This is a genomic window from Enterobacter cloacae complex sp. SHL009 (genome assembly GCF_049237205.1).
Classification (GTDB): domain Bacteria; phylum Pseudomonadota; class Gammaproteobacteria; order Enterobacterales; family Enterobacteriaceae; genus Enterobacter; species Enterobacter cloacae_M.
The window spans coordinates 281,969-302,092 of record NZ_JBMKIW010000001.1 but is presented as its reverse complement, the minus strand read 5'-3'; the positions used below and the strand labels follow the sequence as shown (position 1 = coordinate 302,092).

The 20,124-nt window shown below is 57.5% G+C and carries 20 protein-coding genes, 2 tRNA genes and 1 pseudogene; 12 read left to right on the top strand and 11 right to left on the bottom strand.

Annotated features, from left to right (window positions below; translation table 11 throughout):
* Positions 1-61: 61 nt before the first annotated feature.
* The 3 genes and pseudogenes from puuE to ACOTZC_RS01360 all read right to left on the bottom strand — a co-directional run bounded on the left by puuE (position 62) and on the right by ACOTZC_RS01360 (position 2,469).
* Positions 62-961 carry an allantoinase PuuE gene (puuE, locus tag ACOTZC_RS01370; RefSeq protein WP_240337784.1) on the bottom strand — a complete coding sequence of 300 codons (900 nt, stop codon included), beginning with the start codon at positions 959-961 and terminating at the stop codon, positions 62-64.
* Positions 879-1,753, bottom strand: a pseudogene (hpxA, locus tag ACOTZC_RS01365) (allantoin racemase). Before hpxA ends, puuE begins: the two are co-directional and overlap by 83 nt.
* A complete protein-coding gene (locus ACOTZC_RS01360) occupies positions 1,753-2,469 on the bottom strand; it encodes a GntR family transcriptional regulator (protein ID WP_010429412.1) in 717 nt (238 codons plus the stop codon). Before ACOTZC_RS01360 ends, hpxA begins: the two are co-directional and overlap by 1 nt.
* 144 nt (positions 2,470-2,613) lie before the next feature.
* Here ACOTZC_RS01360 and ACOTZC_RS01355 point away from each other — a divergent pair, with 144 nt between their 5' ends.
* Together ACOTZC_RS01355 and guaD are read left to right on the top strand one after the other, a co-directional pair.
* On the top strand, positions 2,614-4,110 hold the full coding sequence (locus ACOTZC_RS01355) for an NCS1 family nucleobase:cation symporter-1 (protein ID WP_032649014.1): 1,497 nt from the start codon (positions 2,614-2,616) through the stop codon (positions 4,108-4,110).
* A 98-nt stretch (positions 4,111-4,208) separates the two neighbouring features.
* Entirely contained in the window at positions 4,209-5,528 is a 1,320-nt protein-coding gene (gene guaD, locus ACOTZC_RS01350) for a guanine deaminase (protein WP_047174520.1), read from the top strand.
* Here guaD and uraH read toward each other — a convergent pair.
* Positions 5,508-5,831, bottom strand: a complete 324-nt coding sequence (gene uraH, locus ACOTZC_RS01345; protein WP_248168981.1) for a hydroxyisourate hydrolase — start codon at positions 5,829-5,831, stop codon at positions 5,508-5,510. The two genes, guaD and uraH, sit on opposite strands and share 21 nt — an antisense overlap.
* On the bottom strand, positions 5,828-6,328 hold the full coding sequence (gene uraD, locus ACOTZC_RS01340; RefSeq protein ID WP_047174518.1) for a 2-oxo-4-hydroxy-4-carboxy-5-ureidoimidazoline decarboxylase: 501 nt from the start codon (positions 6,326-6,328) through the stop codon (positions 5,828-5,830). The genes uraH and uraD overlap by 4 nt, the downstream gene beginning before the upstream one ends.
* Before the next feature lie 239 nt (positions 6,329-6,567).
* Here uraD and hpxO point away from each other — a divergent pair, with 239 nt between their 5' ends.
* From hpxO to ACOTZC_RS01325, 3 genes are read left to right on the top strand one after another with little or no spacing between them, the layout of a single operon-like run.
* Positions 6,568-7,722: an FAD-dependent urate hydroxylase HpxO gene (gene hpxO, locus ACOTZC_RS01335; protein ID WP_023311051.1), complete on the top strand. Its 1,155-nt coding sequence runs from the start codon at positions 6,568-6,570 to the stop codon at positions 7,720-7,722.
* 17 nt (positions 7,723-7,739) lie between these two features.
* Complete coding sequence (gene hpxD / locus ACOTZC_RS01330; protein WP_045401711.1) at positions 7,740-8,774, top strand: molybdenum cofactor-independent xanthine hydroxylase subunit HpxD; 1,035 nt, start codon at positions 7,740-7,742, stop codon at positions 8,772-8,774.
* A gap of 11 nt (positions 8,775-8,785) precedes the next feature.
* A complete protein-coding gene (locus ACOTZC_RS01325; RefSeq protein WP_126302776.1) occupies positions 8,786-9,721 on the top strand; it encodes a PDR/VanB family oxidoreductase in 936 nt (311 codons plus the stop codon).
* 43 nt (positions 9,722-9,764) lie between these two features.
* Here the strand turns inward: ACOTZC_RS01325 and ACOTZC_RS01320 are convergent.
* Positions 9,765-9,852, bottom strand: a tRNA-Ser gene (locus tag ACOTZC_RS01320).
* Positions 9,853-10,129: 277 nt separating this feature from the next.
* Here ACOTZC_RS01320 and ACOTZC_RS01315 point away from each other — a divergent pair.
* The 5 genes from ACOTZC_RS01315 to ACOTZC_RS01295 all read left to right on the top strand — a co-directional run bounded on the left by ACOTZC_RS01315 (position 10,130) and on the right by ACOTZC_RS01295 (position 15,171).
* Positions 10,130-11,266, top strand: coding sequence for a D-alanyl-lipoteichoic acid biosynthesis protein DltD (locus tag ACOTZC_RS01315; protein WP_126302983.1), 1,137 nt, complete (start codon positions 10,130-10,132; stop codon positions 11,264-11,266).
* 128 nt (positions 11,267-11,394) lie between these two features.
* Positions 11,395-12,513 carry an MBOAT family O-acyltransferase gene (locus tag ACOTZC_RS01310; protein WP_126302777.1) on the top strand — a complete coding sequence of 373 codons (1,119 nt, stop codon included), beginning with the start codon at positions 11,395-11,397 and terminating at the stop codon, positions 12,511-12,513.
* Positions 12,510-13,943, top strand: a complete 1,434-nt coding sequence (locus ACOTZC_RS01305) for an AMP-binding protein (RefSeq protein WP_239632220.1) — start codon at positions 12,510-12,512, stop codon at positions 13,941-13,943. The genes ACOTZC_RS01310 and ACOTZC_RS01305 overlap by 4 nt, the downstream gene beginning before the upstream one ends.
* Before the next feature lie 17 nt (positions 13,944-13,960).
* The gene (locus tag ACOTZC_RS01300) at positions 13,961-14,179 is read left to right on the top strand and encodes an acyl carrier protein (RefSeq protein WP_008499867.1); all 219 of its coding nucleotides are present in this window, start codon (positions 13,961-13,963) and stop codon (positions 14,177-14,179) included.
* Positions 14,180-14,334: 155 nt separating this feature from the next.
* Positions 14,335-15,171: an alpha/beta fold hydrolase gene (locus tag ACOTZC_RS01295; RefSeq protein ID WP_126302779.1), complete on the top strand. Its 837-nt coding sequence runs from the start codon at positions 14,335-14,337 to the stop codon at positions 15,169-15,171.
* Positions 15,172-15,296: 125 nt separating this feature from the next.
* Here the strand turns inward: ACOTZC_RS01295 and ACOTZC_RS01290 are convergent, their stop codons facing one another.
* From ACOTZC_RS01290 to ACOTZC_RS01280, 3 genes are all read right to left on the bottom strand, one after another.
* Positions 15,297-15,554, bottom strand: coding sequence for a YjhX family toxin (locus ACOTZC_RS01290; RefSeq protein WP_021240841.1), 258 nt, complete (start codon positions 15,552-15,554; stop codon positions 15,297-15,299).
* A 290-nt stretch (positions 15,555-15,844) separates the two neighbouring features.
* A tRNA-Ser gene (locus ACOTZC_RS01285) sits at positions 15,845-15,932 on the bottom strand.
* 130 nt (positions 15,933-16,062) lie between these two features.
* On the bottom strand, positions 16,063-17,691 hold the full coding sequence (locus ACOTZC_RS01280; protein ID WP_248161277.1) for an ABC transporter substrate-binding protein: 1,629 nt from the start codon (positions 17,689-17,691) through the stop codon (positions 16,063-16,065).
* A 270-nt stretch (positions 17,692-17,961) separates the two neighbouring features.
* Here ACOTZC_RS01280 and yccA point away from each other — a divergent pair, with 270 nt between their 5' ends.
* Positions 17,962-18,621 (top strand): FtsH protease modulator YccA, encoded by a 660-nt coding sequence (gene yccA, locus ACOTZC_RS01275; RefSeq protein ID WP_045401684.1) that lies wholly within the window; start codon positions 17,962-17,964, stop codon positions 18,619-18,621.
* A gap of 87 nt (positions 18,622-18,708) precedes the next feature.
* Positions 18,709-19,038: a sulfurtransferase TusE gene (gene tusE, locus ACOTZC_RS01270; protein WP_045401679.1), complete on the top strand. Its 330-nt coding sequence runs from the start codon at positions 18,709-18,711 to the stop codon at positions 19,036-19,038.
* Here the strand turns inward: tusE and yccX are convergent.
* Both yccX and ACOTZC_RS01260 read right to left on the bottom strand, forming a co-directional pair.
* Entirely contained in the window at positions 19,035-19,316 is a 282-nt protein-coding gene (gene yccX, locus ACOTZC_RS01265) for an acylphosphatase (protein WP_029739909.1), read from the bottom strand. The two genes, tusE and yccX, sit on opposite strands and share 4 nt — an antisense overlap.
* 11 nt (positions 19,317-19,327) lie before the next feature.
* Entirely contained in the window at positions 19,328-20,116 is a 789-nt protein-coding gene (locus ACOTZC_RS01260) for an AraC family transcriptional regulator (RefSeq protein ID WP_163353658.1), read from the bottom strand.
* Positions 20,117-20,124 lie beyond the last annotated feature (8 nt).

Sequence of the window (20,124 nt, the reverse complement as noted above, 5' to 3'; positions counted from 1 at the left end):
TGCCCTGTGGGTCCTGTAGGCCGGGTAAGGCGCAGCCGCCACCCGGCTAAACACGGCTCAGTTATTTCTGAAACGGATGCACATCCCGCCAGTGGTCGGCAATCTGCTGGCGGGTACAGACCCACACCCGCTCGTGCTGCTGCACGTAATCCAGGAAACGCTGCAGCGCGCGAAAACGCCCCGGCCGCCCCAGCAGGCGGCAGTGCATGCCGATGGACATCATCTTCGGCGCGCTTTCCCCTTCTTCGTACAGCACGTCAAAACTGTCCTTCAGGTAGGTATAGAACTGCTCGGCGGTGTTAAACCCCTGCGCGGTGGCGAAGCGCATGTCGTTCGCATCCAGCGTATAGGGCACGATCAGGTGCGGTTTACGGGAGCCGTCGCCGCAGGCCACTTCCGTCCAGAAGGGCAGATCGTCGCCGTAGTAGTCGCTGTCATAGTCGAAGCCGCCGTGCTCCACCACCAGCTGGCGGGTGTTGGGGCTGTCGCGCCCGGTGTACCAGCCCGTCGGCGGCTTGCCGAAAAGGTCGGTCAACACGTGCACCGCCTTGTGAAGGTGTTCGCGCTCCTGGCTGATATCCATGCTCTGGTAGTGGATCCAGCGCCAGCCGTGGCTCACCACGTCGTAATCCGCTGCCTTGATTGCCTCGACGATCTCAGGATGACGCGCCAGCGCCATCGCCACGCCGAAGACCGTCAGCGGCAGGCCGCGCTTTTGAAATTCACCGTGGATCCGCCAGAATCCGGCGCGGCTGCCGTATTCGTAGAGGGAGTCCATCGACATGTGTTTATCCGGGTAGCTGGCCGCGCCGATAATGTCCGACAGGAACTGCTCGGATCCGGCATCGCCGTGCAGAACGTGGTTCTCCGCCCCTTCCTCATAATTGAGCACAAACTGCACGGCGATGCGCGCCTGATTCGGCCACCGCGCGTGCGGCGGGTTGCCCGCGTAGCCGCGCAGATCCCGCGGGTAATTCTGTTCAAAAAGCCCCATTGCCACCCCCAAAAATTAAAATGGATTCAGTGCCTGAAACTGTCCGCTTAACGCTTTTTTCTCCGGGAAGGCCAGATCCCCGTGCTTGCTGGTCGACAGCCCCAGCGCCACAAGCGACTCCACCATCTTCACCGCCGCGCTGACGCCGTCGATGACCGGCACGCTCAGCTCGCGCGTCAGCTCCTGCGCCAGCTGAGCCATGCCGCCGCAGCCCAGCACGATGGCGCCGCAGCCGTCCTCTTTCAGCGCCTGTATACAGCGCGCACGCACTTTTTCCTGCGCCAGACCGCTGCCGTCTTCCAGCGCCAGCACCGGGAGATCGATAGCGTGCAGCGCCGCGCAGCGATCGTGAAAGCCATACTGGTGCAGCAGATGGCGGGCAATAATCAACGTGCGCGGCAGCGTGGTGACCACCGAAAAGCGCGTCGCCACCAGCGTCGCCATATGCATGGCGGCTTCCGCAATGCCTATAACCGGCCCCTGTGCCAGCTCGCGCGCCGCCAGCAGGCCCGGATCGCCAAAGCAGGCGATGACGTGACCGTCCACGCCCTGCTCTCTGCCGAGCTTAACCTGTTCGAGAACCCCCACGGCGGCGATGGCCTCATCAAAGTGGCCTTCTATAGACGGCACGCCCGCGCTCGGGCAGACCGCGAGGATCTCCGTTCCCGGCGCCGCCACCGCGCAGGCCGCCGCGCAGATGGTTTCCGTCATCGCGAGGCTGGTGTTGGGGTTGATCACTTGTATACAGACAGAGGACATTACGACTCCTTGTGGCCGGCAAACAGCCGGGCAAAATCAGGCAGACACTCGCCCGCCCGCTCGAAGCAGAGGCTGGCGACGATATGTTCAAAATGGTGCATTAAGGCATCGCTGAGCGGCTGGAGCGCCTTCTGGCGCAGCAGATCCACAAGCTGTTCGTGATCGTTGCAGCGGCACCCCTGACGCCACGGCGCGCCCCAGGTGGCAATCACCAATGACGAGCGCTGGCTCAGGCCGGTCACCATCTCCGTCAGCACCTGGTTGCCGGAGATGGCCTGCAGCTGAATGTGGAAATTGGCGGAGTGGCGAATTGCCGCCGGGCCGTCGTACGCCTCGTGCGCCTGCTGCTCCTGGCGAATGATGGCCTCCAGCGCGGCAAGGTGCGGCGGCTGGCAGCGGGCCAGCACGTCCGGCAGGTTAGCGACCTCCAGCAGGGCGCGGGTGCGGAAGATGTGTTGCGCCTCTTCCACCGTCGGGCTGGCGACGTGTGCACCACGCTTGGGCGTTAAGGTGACCATTTGCACAGCGGCGAGTCGTTGAAGCACCTTGCGGATGCCCGTGCGGCTTACGCCAAACACCTCGGCCAGCGCCTCTTCCGGCAGTTTGCTCCCCGGCAGAAGCTGATGTTCGACTATCGCGGTCATCAGCGCCTGAAAGATCGATTCATCTTTGTCATGCAGGTCTGGCGCGGTCTGCAGGGCGTTTATGTTATTCATTCACCACTCCGTCTTTTACTCTTCGTTATCGAATCGTATACATAAAAATAAAATATTGCATACAAGATTTATTATTTTGGCCTGGATCCTGCAACACCGTCTGCACTCCCGCTTAACGGGTTTTCATTCACAGGAGCAGGTTTCATGCCAAACAGTCAAAACGCGCAGCAGGGTACGGCCGCTGATTCCGGTGCGGTTTACAGCCCACGTCTTTGCAATGAGGATCTGGCACCGACGCGTGACCAGAACTGGAGCTGGTACAACATTTTTTCGTTCTGGATGTCGGACGTTCACAGCATGGGGGGTTATGTTGTCGCCGCGAGCTTCTTTACGCTCGGGCTGGCAAGCTGGCAGGTGCTGCTTTGCCTGCTGGTGGGGATTTGCATCGTGCAGCTGTGCGCCAACCTGGTGGCCAAACCGAGCCAGATGGCGGGCGTGCCCTATGCGGTGATCAGCCGTCAGGCGTTTGGCGTCTTCGGAGCCAATATTCCGGCGGTGATCCGCGGGCTGATTGCCTTCGCGTGGTACGGAATTCAGACCTATCTGGCCGCCAACGCCCTGATGCTGGTGGCGCTGAAGTTCTGGCCGTCGCTCTCTTCGCTTACCACAGGCGCGTTCCTGGGCCTGTCGCATCTCGGCTGGATCTGCTTTGCCATTATGTGGGTACTTCAGGCGATGGTTTTCTGGCACGGCATGAGCGCCATCAAGCGCTTTATTGATATCGCCGGTCCGGCGGTCTACGTGGTGATGCTGGCCCTCGCCGGATGGATTGTATACAAGACCGGTTTTGACGGGATCTCCTTCACCCTCGCCAGCAAATCCCTGAGCGCGGGCGAGCAGACCTGGCAGATGATCACCGCGACCGCGCTGGTGGTGTCTTACTTCTCCGGCCCGCTGCTCAACTTCGGCGACTTCTCCCGCTACGGCAAAAGCATGGGCGAGATCCGCCGCGGCAACCGCTGGGGGCTACCGTTTAACTTCCTGCTGTTCTCCATCGTCACCGTAGTCATTGTCTCCGGCACCCAGTCGCTGTTTGGCCGCATGATCACCGACCCGATCGAAACCGTCAGCCGCGTGGGCAACGATCTGGCCGTGGCGATTGGCCTGCTGACGATGATCACCGCTACCATCGGGATCAACATCGTCGCGAACTTCGTCTCCCCGGCGTTTGATTTCTCTAACTGCTCGCCGCAGAAGATCAGCTTCCGCACCGGGGGCATGATTGCCGCCGTCGGCTCGATCCTGCTTACCCCGTGGAACCTGTTCAACTCGCCGGAGCTTATCCACTACACCCTGGACGTGCTCGGGGCGTTTATCGGCCCGCTGTTCGGCATTTTGATTGCCGACTTCTACCTGATTAAGCGCGGCAAGGTGTCGGTTGACGATCTGTTCGACGACACTCCAAAGGGCAAATACTGGTACCGCAACGGTTTCAACCCGAAAGCGATTGGCGCGCTGATCCCGTCCGTTGCCGTGGGCCTGGTGATTAGCTTCATCCCGGCCCTGCATGAGGTGGCAAACTTCAGCTGGTTTATCGGCGTCTTCCTCGGCGGCGTCACCTACCGCTGGCTGGCGCGGGAAGAGCGCGAGACGGCGGGCGCGACGTCGTTCAGCTCCCGCGTGGCAACGCAAAAAGAGTAATCCCCTCCTCGGGCCGCAGCTTATCTGCTGCCCGTTCATTCTGGCACCGTTCTTGCTGCGCCTTATCACCCCGCTACGCATGCACTAAGGCAGGAACCATGATGGATTATCAGACAGCTATCCGCGGCGCTTTTTTTGATATTGCCCGGGTCTGCGACAGCGCAGACGCGATTGCCCAACACGCGCGCTATCTTGAGGACGGGGTGCTGTTTATACAGAACGGAAAAATTCTGGCGCAGATGCCGTGGCAGGAGGGCGAGCAGTATCTCGACCCCCACAAGGGCTACACCGACCTGCGCGGCAGGCTGCTGCTGCCCGGTTTTGTCGATACCCACGTCCATTATCCGCAAACGGAGATGATCGGGGCTTTTGGCGAGCAGCTGCTGGAGTGGCTGACCACCTACACCTTCCCGGTGGAGAGCCAGTTTTCCGATGAAACCTACGCGAAAGAGATCGCCGAATTTTTCATTAGCCAGCTGGTGAGCAACGGCACCACCACCGCGCTGGTGTTTTGTACGCTGCATCCGGAATCGGTCGAGGCGCTGTTTACCGAAGCCCTGCGCCTGAACATGCGCCTTATCGCCGGAAAGGTGATGATGGACAGACACACGCCGGACTACCTGAGCGAAGACGCGAAGCAGAGCTACCGGCAGACGCGGGCGCTGATCCAGCGCTGGCACCACCGGGGACGGCTGGGCTACGCTATTACCCCGCGCTTTGCGCCGACCTCATCCCCCGAGCTGCTCGCCGCGGTCAGCCTGCTCAGAGAGGAGTTCCCGGATACCTGGATGCAGACCCACCTGAGCGAAAACCCCAACGAAGTAGCCTGGGTGAGCGATCTCTGGCCGGAGCACGAGCGCTATCTGGACGTGTATCACCACTACGGCCTGACCGGCGAGCGCAGCGTGTTTGCCCACGCGATCCATCTGCACCACAGCGAGTGGCAGTGCCTGCACGACACCGGTTCGGCGGTGGCGTTCTGCCCCACCTCTAACCTGTTTCTCGGCAGCGGGCTGTTTCGCCTGCCCGCCTGCTGGCAGCACAGGGTGCGGATGGGCATCGGCACCGACGTCGGGGCGGGCACCACCTTCAGCATGCTGCGCACCCTGGGTGAGGCCTACAAGGTGGGCCAGCTCCAGAGCTACCGCCTTCGCGCCAGCGAGGCGTTTTATCACGCCACGCTGGGCGGCGCGCACGCCCTCCGGCTGGACGATAAGATTGGCAACTTCACGCCCGGCAAAGAGGCGGATTTCGTGGTGATCGACCCCGACGTGACGCCGCTGCAGCGCCTGCGCAATCGCCGCTGCCAGGATATCTACGAGCAGCTTTTTGTGCTGATGACCCTCGGCGACGAGCGCAACATCAGCGAGACCTGGGTCAACGGCGAGCGGGTGTGGTCAACTGCCCCGGTAGGTTGACCACCCGCCGGGCGCAATCACAAACGGCAGGTGGAAATGTTCGTCTGCCGTTTCTCCCGTCACAAAATCAATTTGCGCGCAGGGCCAGATCGTGTCGCGACCGGTTTCGCTAAACCACGCGCCGATCTCCGCCACCAGCCGATAGCGGCCCGCGGGCAGAGAGGGAACGAACGCGGCGATGCGCCCCTGGGCGTTGGTCACGCCCGTGGCCAGCGTGTTCCCTTCCTGTTGTAGATGAACCGTCACGCCCTCTGCGGGTTTGCCCGTTGAGATATCCAGAATATGGGTGCTAAGTGTGCTCATTCGCTAATGACTCCTTCCAGCCGTAGCAGCGTAATTTCCCGCAGCTGTTCCAGCGCGGCACGGACTTCCTGCGCGTCGTTGTTCTCCAGCCGCGCGTGCAGCGCCTGTAAAATCTCCTCGCCGCTGCGGCCCTTCGCGCGGATCAGAAAGACGCGTCCGAAGCGGGCCTCGTAGCGGGCATTGCCCTCGCGCAGCGCCCGGGCAAGGTCAGCATCGCGATCGTTCACCTCGCCCTGCTCCTGGCGCGACAGCGCCGCCTCCGCCTGTGAACCAGCGGGCTTTTCCCCGATGCGCGGATGGGCGTTCAGGGCTTGCGCCAGCGCCGCTTCATCCCAGTTTTGCGTCAGCGCGTTTGCCGTACTGAACAATTCGTCCCGGCTGGCGTAGGGTCGCCTCAGAGCCAGCGCATCGGCCCACTCGGGGAGCGCCACGCAGGGATGAATCAGCGCTAACGCCTTTTCGTGGGGAAGATGATTGAAGTCGTGCAGTGCGATCATAGTGTCTCCTTTATTGTCTTTCTCCGGGTTATTGCACAAACCACGCCACTCTGAACGCGGGCGTGAAACAGTCGATTCCGTATAGCTCAACTGGAAATTTTTGATTCAAAAAAAGGCACGTTCACCGTGTTTGCGCACCTTAGCAGTGCAAACGTCCCCCTCACAACGCCGTTTTCGCCTCTCTGCAGCCTGGTACGCAAATTGCTGAATGTCTTTACACCCTGCAAAAGGAGAGAAGCATGAGAGCAATCGTCATTGGTGCGGGTATTGGCGGCCTGAGCGCCGCCGTCGCGCTGAAGAAAGCGGGTATCGACTGTACCGTGTTTGAAGCCGTCAAAGAGATCAGGCCCGTCGGGGCGGCCATCTCCATCTGGCCGAACGGCGTGAAATGCATGCAGCACCTCGGCATGGGCGACATCATCGAGACGTACGGCGGTCCGATGCGTTTTATGGCCTACAAGGATTACCGGCGCGGCGACACCCTGACCCGCTTCAGCCTTGCCCCGCTGGTTGAGCGTACCGGCGGGCGTCCCTGCCCCGTCTCGCGCGCCGAGCTTCAGCGCGAAATGCTGGACTTCTGGGGGCGCGACAAGGTGCAGTTCGGCAAGCGCGTCGAACGCGTCCATGAAGACGACGCGGGCGTGAACGTGACCTTCACCGACGGCACCACGGCAGCCGGCGATTTTCTGATTGCCGCCGACGGCAGCCACTCCGCCGTGCGCCCGTACGTGCTGGGGTATACCCCGGAGCGCCGCTACGCCGGGTACGTGAACTGGAACGGGCTGGTGAAGATTGACGAAGAAATCGCCCCGGCGCACCAGTGGACAACCTTCGTTGGCGAAGGCAAACGCGTGTCGCTGATGCCCGTTTCCGGCGGACGCTTCTACTTCTTTTTTGACGTGCCGCTGCCCGCGGGCCTGGCGGAGGATCGCACCACCCTGCGCGCCGACCTTACGGGCTACTTCCGCGGCTGGGCGCCGCCGGTGCAGAAGCTTATCGCGGCGCTGGATCCTGAAACGACCAACCGCATTGAAATCCACGACATTGAGCCGTTCGACAGCCTGGTGCGCGGCAACGTCGCGCTGCTCGGCGATGCCGGACACAGCACCACGCCGGATATCGGCCAGGGCGGCTGTGCGGCGATGGAAGATGCCGTGGTGCTGGGAGAATGCCTGCGAGAAAACCACAACATCACGCTGGCGCTGCGGCAGTACGAGGCGCTGCGCTGCGACCGGGTGCGCGACCTGGTCCTGAAGGCCCGTAAGCGCTGCGACGTCACCCACGGGAAAGACATGGCGTTGACGCAGGCCTGGTATCAGGAGCTCAAAGAAGAGACCGGCGAGCGCATCATCAACGGTCTGTGCGAGACCATTCAGGGCGGCCCGTTGGGCTGAACGTAAGAGGGACAACGATGAAAAGAGAACCGACTCCACCCGCCCACTGCACGTTTGAGCCAGAGGACTGGCTGCGCCTCGCGAAATGCTGGCATCCGGTTGCGCGCGCCTGCGACGTTGGCCCGGCACCGGTTAAGGCGACCCTGCTGGATGAACAGCTGGTGATTTACCGGATTAACGACCAGGTCGTGGTCGCCCGTGACGTCTGCCCGCACCGCGGCGTGCCGCTGACGCTCGGCTTTCACGATGAGCATGGGATTATCTGCCCCTACCACGGCCTCCGCTTTGGGGAGGACGGGCGCTGCAACCGTATTCCGTCCAGCCCCGACCAGCCCGTTCCGGCGAAGCTGAACCTGATAAACTACGCCGTGGAAGAGCGCTTCGGCCTGATCTGGACCTGCCTGGCGTTTGACCCGGACAATCCTGTACCCCTGCCCACCATGCCGCACTGGGATGACGACGGATTTCAGCAGATCAACTGCCCGGCGTTTGAGGTGAACGGCTTTGCCGGGCGACAGGTGGAGGGGTTTCTGGACGTGGCGCACTTTGCCTGGATCCACACCGATACCTTTGCCGATCCCAGTAATCAGCTGGTTCCCACCTATCAGCCGCAGGAGACGCCGTTCGGTTTTGTTGCCGATTACTGGAGCTCCGTGAGCAACTATCCCGCCAGTTCACCCGTGCAGGCGCCAGAAGGGTTCCAGTGGCTGCGCCATTTTGAAATGCATCTGCCGTTTACCGCCACCCTGACGATTCATTTTCCGGGAGAATCGAGACTGGTCATTATGAACGCCGCATCGCCCGTCTCGTCACGTGTAACCCGCATGTTCGCGCCGATCGCGCGTAACTTTGACCTGCATATCCCGGTGGAAGATGTGCATGCCTTCAATCTGCGGATTTTTGAAGAGGATCGCCTGATGGTCGAAACCCAGCGCCCGGAAAGTCTGCCGCTGGATCTGACGCTGGAAGCCCATATTCCCGCCGATAAAAGCTCAATTGCCTACCGTCGGGGACTGAAGAAGATGGGCTTTGGCGAATTTTTCCTCGTATGACGGAGGCCGATATGCTGAGCGTAATTGTTGACGGGCTGTGGCGCGAGGGCGACAAAAGCCTCGCCGTCAGGCTGGTAGCTGAAGACGGTAACGCGCTGCCGGCGTGGCAGCCCGGCGCGCACATTGATGTGCACCTGCCCTGCGGCGCGGTGCGCCAGTATTCCCTGACCGGGGCATGCGGAGACGAGAGCTATCTTATCTGCGTGGGACGGGAAACCGCCTCGCGCGGCGGATCTCGCTACGTTCACGAGACGCTGCGACCCGGGCAGAAATTAGCGATTTCTGCTCCGCGCAATCTGTTTCCGCTGCATCAGGCTGATCGGGTGTTGCTGCTGGCGGCAGGCATTGGCATTACGCCGCTGTATGCAATGGCCCTGCAGCTGAAGGCGGCCGGAACGCCGTTTGAGCTGCACTATTACGTCAAACGCCGCGAAAGCGCGGCGTTTGCGCGCGAACTCTTCCGGTTCGGTGAGTGCCAGATTCATACCGCCAGCCCGCGTACGGCGCTGGCAGAACATCTTCCGGTGGCTGAGGCGGGGCTTCACGCCTGGATCTGCGGTCCGGCAGGGTTTATGGAAAAAGTGCGAGACGTGGCGACGGCCAGGGGATGGGATGATGGTCATCTTCACAGCGAGGCGTTTCAGCCCGCGGCCCCTGCCGCACGCGGTGACGCAGGCGAGATCTTTACGGTCAAACTCGCCTCGACCGGGGAGCGCTGGCCGGTGCCCGCGGATAAGACCATCGCTCAGGTATTACAGGAAAATGGCGTGGACGTGCCGCTTTCATGCGAAATGGGGATCTGCGGGGCGTGCCTGACGCCGGTGATTGACGGCGTGGTGGATCATCGGGATAGCGTGCAGTCGGAGGCGGAAAAAGGCGCGCCAAACCAGCAGGTGGCGCTGTGCTGTTCTCGAAGCCATTCCGGGGAACTGGTGATTGCGCTGTAAAACGAAAAAACCCTGCGATATTGCTATCGCAGGGTTTCGAATTTGGCGGAAGCGTAGAGATTCGAACTCTAGAACCCTTTCGGGTCGCCGGTTTTCAAGACCGGTGCCTTCAACCGCTCGGCCACGCTTCCAAAGTGAGGCGCACTATAAACATCTATTAGCGCCTTGTAAAGCAGGAATTTTTCTATTTTTACCCACCGGCGTTTGACTGCGCAAAAATCACCCATACGCTGCTCTCACGTCACTCACCTCGACCTTGTACATACCGTAACATAGCAACGCTCATCCTTTTAAATCGCTCTGGTATAGAATGCCTCAAAAATAGAAGGTCATTTGTTGTGTAATTGTTATAAATCTGAATTCCCGCAGATTTTAGACATTACTGCCATGCAGTGTTACGGGTTGATGATGAAAATCAAAAATACGCTTTGCTTACATATCCTGATGGCGACCCTGGCCATTTTGTTCCTTTGTGTTCACCCGCTGGTGACGAGCTTCAATCCGCCCCTCACCTTCCAGCCGCTGATAAAATCAATGGCGGGCACGCCTAAAGAACAAGCGGAAAAAATTGCAACTATTTCCCATGCCTTAGAAGGGAATGCTATTTTCTTCATTGGCGCGTCTGAGGTTGCCACCTCAGAAGATGAACATTACGCCGTATATAATTACTTTAATAAGCAATTGCACAAACCCGTCGTGGCGTATGGCGATGCGTTCGTCGATGATGAAACGCAATTTTTACTGTTCTCTCGTTTTAAAAATAGCCTTAACGCAAACAGTAAAGTTGTTTTGCTTCTGGCACCTGACAGCTTTTACTCAAAAGGGCTGCCACCGGCTATCTATGCCGATAATTTTCCCGGCTCTATTTTTAATCCGCTGATGAAGGATCCGCAGGCGCGCCCGCTGCTGGTTAATTATTTAAAGCATATTGATAGTAAAGAAATAAGCCATTTAACCTTTGGCCAAATGCGGGTCTTTGGCTGGCACCCCGATCTGATATGGGACGAACTGAGCTTCCAGTTTGCCAACGTCTGTACCATGATAAAAAACGACTGGCTGGCGCTGCTCAACGTCACACCCCAGGCGGTACAGCCGTGGCCTCCGCAGACAGCCGCCCACATTGCTCCCGACTGGGATAAAGAGCTGGCGAATGCGCGCGAGTTAAATAAAAAACGCCAGCAGAGCGCGGCCACGCTGTGGATGGACAAAACGATTTACGAGGAGGACGGTACGCGGCAACAGTGGGATGACACGCCCGTCGTGCCTGCGCAAATCGCCGCGTTCAGTAAAACCGTCCAGCTGTTGAAAGAACGTCACGTGCAGGTGATTGCTATCGTCGACCCGGTTAACCCCTGGGCGCTTTACAATACCGATACCTTCCGTCCGGTTGATAAGCAAATTAAAACCATTCTGGAAAAGAACCAGATCCCTTATTTAGATATGTACGCCATGCCTTATCAAAATGGCTGGAACTGGGATCGTTTGCACCCTTCCGAACTGGCCTGGGTTCCTATGATTCGCTTTATTGCACAGAGTTTTAAATAATGAAAATCGCGATCCGTCTTTTTTTCCTTTATCTCCTGCTGGCGATTACCATCGTCGCGTGGACCTCTGTCGATGACAGCATGAGTATGCAGCTGCATTTTGAATATCAAAAGTTCTGAGGCCGAATGATGTACAGCTCAGGAATGTTTTTTGTTTATTTATTTTCATCCGCGCTGGCGTTTGCGCTGGTCAATCGCGTATTACGCCATCGTCTGACCTGGTTATCTGCGCTATCGGTGCTGACGGCGCTGGGATGGGGATATATATTTCAGGGTGATTATATTGTCCCCGCCGCCGTTTTTTTCAGCTTTTATGTTTTTGCCACGCTAAAAGAGAAGGGATGGTTAAAAACGTGGCAGGCAATCGTTCTGACATTATTGCCGTTGCTGCTGGTGAAATTACACTTAAATAACCACTGGGGCATGATCGGTCTCTCTTTTATGACGTTCCGCGCGGTGGACGTGCTGCTCTATCGCAGTAAAAAAGAAGGGCAGAATTTCCTGCACTATTTCTGCTATCTGTTTATGCCCTTTATTATCCTTGCCGGCCCAATGTACCGCTGGCGGACATGGATGATTGACGTCAGCAAGCCCGTATTCACCCTTACCCGTGAACAGTTTTTAGTGGCGTTAGAGCAAATCATTACCGGCATTGTCCAGAAGTTCCTGTTTGCCATGCTGATTGATTCGCTTGTCGTGCAGCCATGGAGCCATAAGCCGTTTACGCTGACCGTGGGCGTGGTGATGTCGATTGCCTATAGCGCCTACCTGTACTTTGATTTTGCGGGCTACAGCAATATGGCCATCGGCGCAGGCCGCCTGTTTGGGCTCAACATCCCGGCAAACTTCAATATGCCGATTCTAGCAAAGAACCCGCAGGATTTCTGGCGCCGCTTCCACATCAGCCTGTCTGAATGGCTGCGCGATGTGGTCTTTATGCCTGTTTATATGAACCTGATGAAGTTTAATTTTTTCCGTCAGAACAAAACGCTGGCGCAAAATATCGGTATTTTTTGCACCCTGTTCTGCATGGGGGCATGGAATGGCCTGGAGCGCCATTACGTCATCAGCGGCGCGCTGTTTGGCGCGATTTCCGTCGCTCACAACATGCTGCTGTGGTCAGCCAAACGCAGCCCGGTGTTACATCGCGGCTTGCAGAATCCGGCCGTTGCGTTTTTAGGGCGAATTCTGACGCTGGCAAGCGCCGCGGGATCCCTTTACATCTTTAGTGGAATGTCACCTCTATGAAAAATCACTCCGACCTTCAGGAACTGCAGGATTTCTTACGTGCGGCATTATGCGATCCCGCCTCCCCGCAGCAGCTGGCCATCAGCGGCAGCGACGAAGCCTTAAGCTGGCTACAGCTTTCCGCTGCCGTGACGGACTGGGCGCAGCGCTATCAGCGCTGCCAGCCTGTTGCCGGTACGCCGGTCGTATTGTACGGACACCAGCAGGCCGAGTTCGCCGTGGCGATTTATAGCTGTTTGCTGCACAACATTCCGTACATCCCGGTGGACTGCATCTATCCGCAGGAGCGCCTTCGGGAGATCTGCCATCTGGCCAGCGCCCCTTACTATTACGACGTGGCGACCCGGCAGTTCATCACCACCGGGGAACCGGGCAAGGTACTGGAGGAGCAGGATCTGGCCTACATCATGTTTACTTCAGGCAGCACAGGTAAACCTAAAGGCGTGCAGATTGGGCGTGAAAGCGTATGGCACTTCATGAAATGGGTCAGCCAGGACTTTTCGCTGCCGGCAAAACCGGTCCTGATGAACCACGCGGTATTCAGCTTTGACCTCTCCCTGATACCGTTGCTGGCCAATCTGGCGATGGGCGGACATATCGTGCTGAACGCCAAAGAGGACATTCAGAAAGAGAACTGGCTGGAACGACTGAAAAGCAGCGCGGTCTCCGCCTGGGTTTCGACCCCCTCTTTTGCATACCAGCAGCTGCTTTCCCCGCAGTTCAACAGCGAGTATTTGCCAGCGCTGAGCGTCTTTATCTTCATTGGTGAAGTGTTAAATAAGGCGCTGGTTAAACAGCTCCGCCGCCGTTTCCCGCAGGCCAAAATCATTAACTCCTATGGCCCTACGGAAGCGACCATCGCGACGACCGTGGTTGAAATCACGGATGCGATCCTGAACAGCGACAGCGCCGTGCTGCCGGTGGGCGTCATGATGCCTGAGAGCAAAATGGAAATTTCCGCCGACGGCGAGCTGATTATCTGGGGTAAAAACGTCATGCGCGGCTATCTCGGCCTGCCGCAGGAGAACGCGGCGAAATTACTCCGTCGGGAAGATGAAGCGTTTCGCGGCTACCGGACCGGCGATCTTGGCTATGAAGCGGGGCTTATTTACTGCCAGGGCCGCAACGACAGCCAGGTCAAACTGAACGGTTACCGTATCGAAATCAACGAGATCGAGAACCGCCTGCTGGCCATGTCCGGCATCAACGAAGCGGTGGTCCTGCCGCTGATGAAATCCTGCGGCAGCGTGCTACGCATTGCCGCGTTCTGCGTGACGGATATGGCGCCGGACACCATCAAAACGTCGCTGTCGAAGGTGGTTCCGCACTATATGGTGCCTTCACAAATTATCGTAAAAGACGCTTTGCCGCTGAATCCTAACGGCAAAATTGACCGCAAGCTGCTGGACGCTTACGCCCGCACAAATTAATGACTCCAGGAAAAATTATGGAACAAGAAATTCTCGCCCTGTTCGAAAAAGTGTTATCCCGTAAGGTGGGCTTTCACGATGAACTGATTGAATCCGACATTCTCGACTCCATCCTGGCGGTCGATATGGTGCTGGAAGTGCAGGACGTTTACGGCTGCATGATCCCGCCGACAGACGTGGCGACGGTGCTGAAAACCCCGGCGGACCTGGCCCGCTATATTGAAGAAAACCGCTAAACGCCTCTGCTGTTAATCCTGTCCTGAAGGCTCTGGCGCATCGCGCCAGAGCCCAGACGCAAAATGAATATCCTTCACCGGAATTAAACCAACCGCTTTTGTGATTTCTCCTACACTTTAGGGGTCGTGTTGTTCTTAACAGAGGAGTCTGCGGTATGGCATTCGTAACCACGAAAGACGGCGTCAATATTTACTACAAAGACTGGGGCCCAAAAGAGGCTCAGCCTATTGTTTTCCACCACGGCTGGCCGCTAAGTGCCGATGACTGGGATAACCAGATGCTCTTCTTCCTCGCTGAAGGCTATCGCGTTATCGCTATCGATCGTCGCGGTCACGGGCGTTCGGACCAGGTGAGTGAAGGCCACGATATGGATCATTATGCGGCCGACGCGTCAGCCGTGGTTGAAAGCCTGGATCTGCGCAATGCCGTGCACGTTGGTCACTCCACCGGCGGCGGACAGGTCGCCCGCTATGTTGCGCAGTATGGGCAACCGCAGGGGCGCGTCGCCAAAGCGGTGCTCGTCAGCGCCGTGCCGCCGCTGATGGTCAAAACGGACGGTAACCCCGGCGGGACGCCCATCGAGGTTTTCGACGGCTTCCGCAAAGCGCTGGCGGCTAACCGCGCCCAGTTTTACCTCGACGTCGCCAGCGGTCCGTTCTACGGCTTTAATCGGGATGGCGCGGACGTTTCACAGGGGACGATCCAGAACTGGTGGCGTCAGGGAATGATCGGTAGCGCCAAGGCCCACTACGAGGGGATCAAGGCGTTTTCAGAGACCGACCAGACGGAAGATTTAAAGACCATCACGGTTCCCGTTCTGGTGATGCAGGGCGACGACGATCAGGTCGTGCCGTATAAGAATGCTGCCCTGCTGCAGGACAAGCTGCTGGCGAACAGCGTACTGAAAATTTACCCGGGCTTCCCGCACGGGATGCATACCACGCACGCGGAAACTATCAACGCGGACATTCTGGCCTTTATCCGCTCTTAAACGTCGCCTTTATTGCCGGGTGGCGCTGCGCTTACCCGGCCTACATTCCTGCATCCGCAACGATATCCCTAAATTGCACCGTTCAATGCATGAACGCCACCCGCGGGTGGCGTTGTTTATTCCGCTTAGCGATTATCCAGCTGGGCGCGAACGTTGTTCAGCCCGGTGGTGTTGATGCGGTATGGCTGCCCGTTCACGGATCGGATCAGCTTTTTGGTGCGGAGTTTTTTAAAGACGCTAAGCGTGCAGTCGCTCAGCACCAGCCCTTCACGGGTGTAGCACTCAACGGAAGTGACGCGGCCAGAGCTGTCGCGGACGTGGACAATTCGTCCACCTTTGGCGAGAACGTGTAAGGTACGTTGTTCCTGACGGGATAAATTCATACTGGAAAACCTGTGTAATCATCATGCGTAAAAACGAGCCCACACCCGCAGGTGCGCGCGTAAGGTTTAAGCGCAGCGATAACCAGTCCGTCCTGAAAAGGGCGGGAAACTGATTATCTGATGAAAACATTCTCCAGCATCAAAGCCTCGGTAAGAGATAGCAATATATTTACAGGGTGAATGATAACGCCTGTTTTTTACAGGGAAATGGCAGGGACTTAAAAGTGTGAGGCGGATCGGCAAATCCAAAAGGAAAACCCCAGGTTAACGAGTAACCTGGGGTTTATATCTGGCGGAAGCGCAGAGATTCGAACTCTGGAACCCTTTCGGGTCGCCGGTTTTCAAGACCGGTGCCTTCAACCGCTCGGCCACACTTCCTAAGTGAGGCGAACTATAAACACCTCACCGCGAGCTGTAAAGAGTGGCTGCACTCGTTCGCTGTAAAAATAGTCAAAACGTGTTTAATCGGTTGAACTGACGACACATCGACGATTTTATCAGCACAGACCTAGTGTTTTTTGATGTACATGTCTTTCGTGAAATAGTACCCCAGCTTATCCGGCGTAAATCCGCCTACCCACGGTTTTACCAGGTGCGTACGAACGTAGTGATAAACCGGAATGGCGGGTACATCACGCCCCAGCAGATCTTCCGCCTGCTGGTAGTACTTACCCCGCTCTTCCGCTGATTTGGCTTTCGCAGCATCGATCAGCGCCCGATCGTAGTCCGGATTGCTGTACTGGCTGGTGTTTTCACTGTCGCCGGTGCGGAAGTTGTTCAGGAAGGTCGCCGCATCGTCGTAATCGGCAATCCACGCGTACCGCACCGCGTCAAAGTTGTGGGTATGCATAGTATCCAGCATGGTTTTCCACTCCTGGTTTTGCAGCTTTGCATCCACGCCAAGGTTTTTCTTCCACATGGAGCTGGCCGCAATCGCGATGCGCTGGTGCGATTCAGAGGTGTTATAGAGCAGGTTGAAACTCAGAGGATGGCTGGCGTTATATCCGGCCTCGTTCAGCAGCTTTTTCGCCTCGGCGATGCGCTTGTCCAGAGGCCAGCTGGCGTAATCCGGGTTCTGCAGCTTAACGCCGCCGATATCCGGCTGGCTGATGAGCCACGCCGGGCGCTGCCCCTGCCCTAATACTTTCCCGGCAATGATGTCTTTATCCAGCGCCATGTTGAGCGCCTTACGCACGCGCGCATCGTTGAACGGCGGCCGGGTGGTATTGAATTCGTAGTAATAGGTCGCCAGCTGCGGAGAGACGTCCAGCTCGCTGCCCAGGGTTTTCTTGAGCTGGGCAAACTGGTTAATCGGCACCGTATACACGATATCAATTTCGCCCGCCTTATAGCGGTTCACGTCCGAGGCCTCGGACGTGATGGGCAGGTAGGTGACTTTGTTAATCACGGTATGCGCGTTATCCCAGTAGCGCGGGTTGCGCTCCGCCACGATGCGTTCGTTGACCACCCACTGCGACAGCTTATACGCCCCGCTGCTGACGAAATGCTCCGGTTTGGTCCACTTATCGCCGAATCGGCCAATCAGCACTTTATCCACCGGCACCAGCGACGGGTGCGCCAGCATCGCGAGGAAGGCCGCGTTTGGCTGCGTGAGCGTCACTTCCAGCGTGGTGTCGTTAATCGCTTTTACGCCCAGCGTATCGGGCGCTTTTTTCCCCTGAGCGATATCCGCACCATTTACGATGTGCATGTTGCCTGGATAGCTGGCATATGGTGAAGCGGTTTTAGGATCAACCAGACGCTGCCAGCTCCAGACCACATCTTCCGCGGTGATGGCAGTACCGTCGCTCCAGGTGATGCCCGGGCGCAGATGGAACGTCCAGACGGTGTTGTCCTTGTTCTCCCATTTTTCCGCCAGTCGGGGCTGAACTTCACCCGACGGGGAAACGCTGACCAGCCCGTCGAATAAATCACTGATAATATTGAATTCGACGTCGCTTTCGACTTTATGCGGGTCGAGCGAAGCGGGCTCATTACCGTTGTTCCTGACCAGTTCCTGCTTATCGGCCAGCTGCGTTCCTGCCGGCACGTTAGCCGCCCAGGTAGCCGTGCTGGCGCACAGGATCCCTGCGGTAAGTAAAGAGAGCGTAAAGCGCGTGCGTGTTTGTGGTTTCATTTCCTTCGCCTTATTGTCTGTTTTTGTGACGATCCGGAAATAACTCTTAGCGGCCTTATGGTAATAACGCAATAATTTTCAGTAACCTATAAGAGGTTGATCTGATTAATCGCGCCAAACCGCTGTTCATACTGGTGAAATGTATTTATGCAGAAGAAACAACCAGCTCCAGCGCTAACCTGCTGAGTAAAGATGGGTAAAACCACTTTGAGACTGGCGCCCCGTTTTCTATTCTTTCCGTTAATTACATCTGTCATAAGAGAGTGACTCATGGATCGTATAATTACTTCCTCACGCGACCGCACATCGCTACTCAGCACCCACAAGGTGCTGCGCAATACCTATTTCATGCTCAGCCTGACGCTGGCGTTTTCGGCGATCACCGCCACCGCCAGCACCCTGCTGATGCTGCCGTCTCCGGGGCTCATTCTGACGCTGGTGGGTATGTACGGTCTGATGTTCCTGACCTACAAAACCGCTGACAAACCGGTCGGTATTCTGTCGGCCTTTGCCTTCACCGGCTTCCTGGGCTACATCCTGGGACCGATGCTGAACGCGTATCTGTCTGCCGGTATGGGCGACCTTATCGGCATGGCGCTGGGCGGTACCGCGCTGGTATTCTTCTGCTGCTCGGCCTACGTGCTGACCACCCGTAAGGACATGTCCTTCCTCGGCGGTATGCTGATGGCGGGTATTGTTGTGGTGCTGGTGGGCATGGTGGCTAACATCTTCCTGCAGCTGCCTGCCCTGCACCTGGCGATCAGCGCCGTGTTTATTCTGATTTCTTCCGGCGCGATCCTGTTTGAAACCAGCAACATCATTCGCGGCGGTGAGACGAACTATATCCGCGCCACCGTGAGCCTGTACGTGTCGCTGTACAACATCTTCGTCAGCCTGTTGAGCATCCTGGGCTTCGCCAGCCGCGATTAAGTTACGGCGCTGTGAACCTGGCCCCGCTTATGCGGGGCTTTGTTTTTTGGTACACTGCCGCGGTTTTTGACTAACGCGTGAATGACTATGTTGAGTTTTGAAGGCAAAGAGATCGAGACCGATAACGAAGGTTATCTGAAAGAAAGTGCCCAGTGGAGCGAAGCGCTGGCGGAAGTGATTGCTGAAAAAGAGGCGATTACCCTCTCCCCCGAACACTGGGAAGTGGTGCGTTTTGTCCGCGAATTTTATCTGGAATTCAACACCTCTCCGGCGATCCGCATGCTGGTTAAAGCCATGGCCAATAAGTTCGGCGAAGAGAAAGGCAACAGCCGCTATCTGTATCGTCTGTTCCCGAAAGGCCCGGCAAAACAGGCCACCAAAATTGCCGGCCTGCCTAAGCCGGTGAAGTGTATTTAATAGCGAATACCGAAGTTTACGTATTCTCGCCCGGGTTGATGCGGTTCCGTTAAGACCTTATCAACCCGCGCGCTGCGCGGCCCGCCCGCTTTCAGCCACGCCACCAGCTTGTCGACCTGCTCCGCTTCGCCGCAGGCGACCACCTCAACGCTGCCGTCGTCCATATTTCGCGCGTATCCCGTTAGCCCAAGCTCAACCGCTTCGCGCTGGGTGCTGTAGCGGAACCCCACGCCCTGAACAACGCCGTGAACCCAGGCAATGGTGCAGACTTTTGACATTTTTCTTCTCCTTAACGTAGCGTTTTCGGCAAACAGCCATAGTGCTGCCGGAAACGGGCGGTGAAACGAGAGCTGGAAAGATACCCACATTGTAATGCGATTTCGCCAATTGGTAATCGGGTTGACTGGAGCTGTGACAAAGCAACGGCCATCCTCACCTCCTCCACGATCTGGCGAAAACTCTGCGACTCTTTACGTAAGCGTCTGCGCAGCGTCGGCACGCTTAAGGCCAGACGGCTGGCAACGTCCTGCGCGGTCCAGTCTCTGGCGGGCGACAGCATAATGAACTGCCGCACCTGCTCGGTCAGGTTACTGTTTCGCTCAACAAGCAGCGGACCCGCCACGCCATCGTGCAGCAGGGCCAGCAAAAGACCGAAAGCCTGATGCTTTTGTAGCGCCTCCGGTAAATCCTGACGCACGGCGTGCAGCAGGTTGCCCCACATAAACGCCAGCCCCTCGCTCAGCGGGGCGCAGAGCGAATGCAGCGTCGTGCGCGGCCAGGACTTCAGGTAATGCGCTTTAAACTCGGCGACAATCTCCGGGGACAACATCAGCAAATCCGAGTGAAACAGACCGTTTACAGGCTGATTGATTATCTCCATCGCCGTATTGGCCGGGATAATGATGAGCTCATCCCGTGTCGCTTCCAGACGGTTATCATCCTGAACTATCACCTTAGTGCCGTGAGTGATATGACAAATAGCCGGAAAAAAGAGCTTAACCTGGTGCAGGCGATGCATTTTGCTGGCAGTCACTTCACCCGCGGTAAGATGGTTATGTCGAAAATGAAACTCCTGCACTCTGCCAT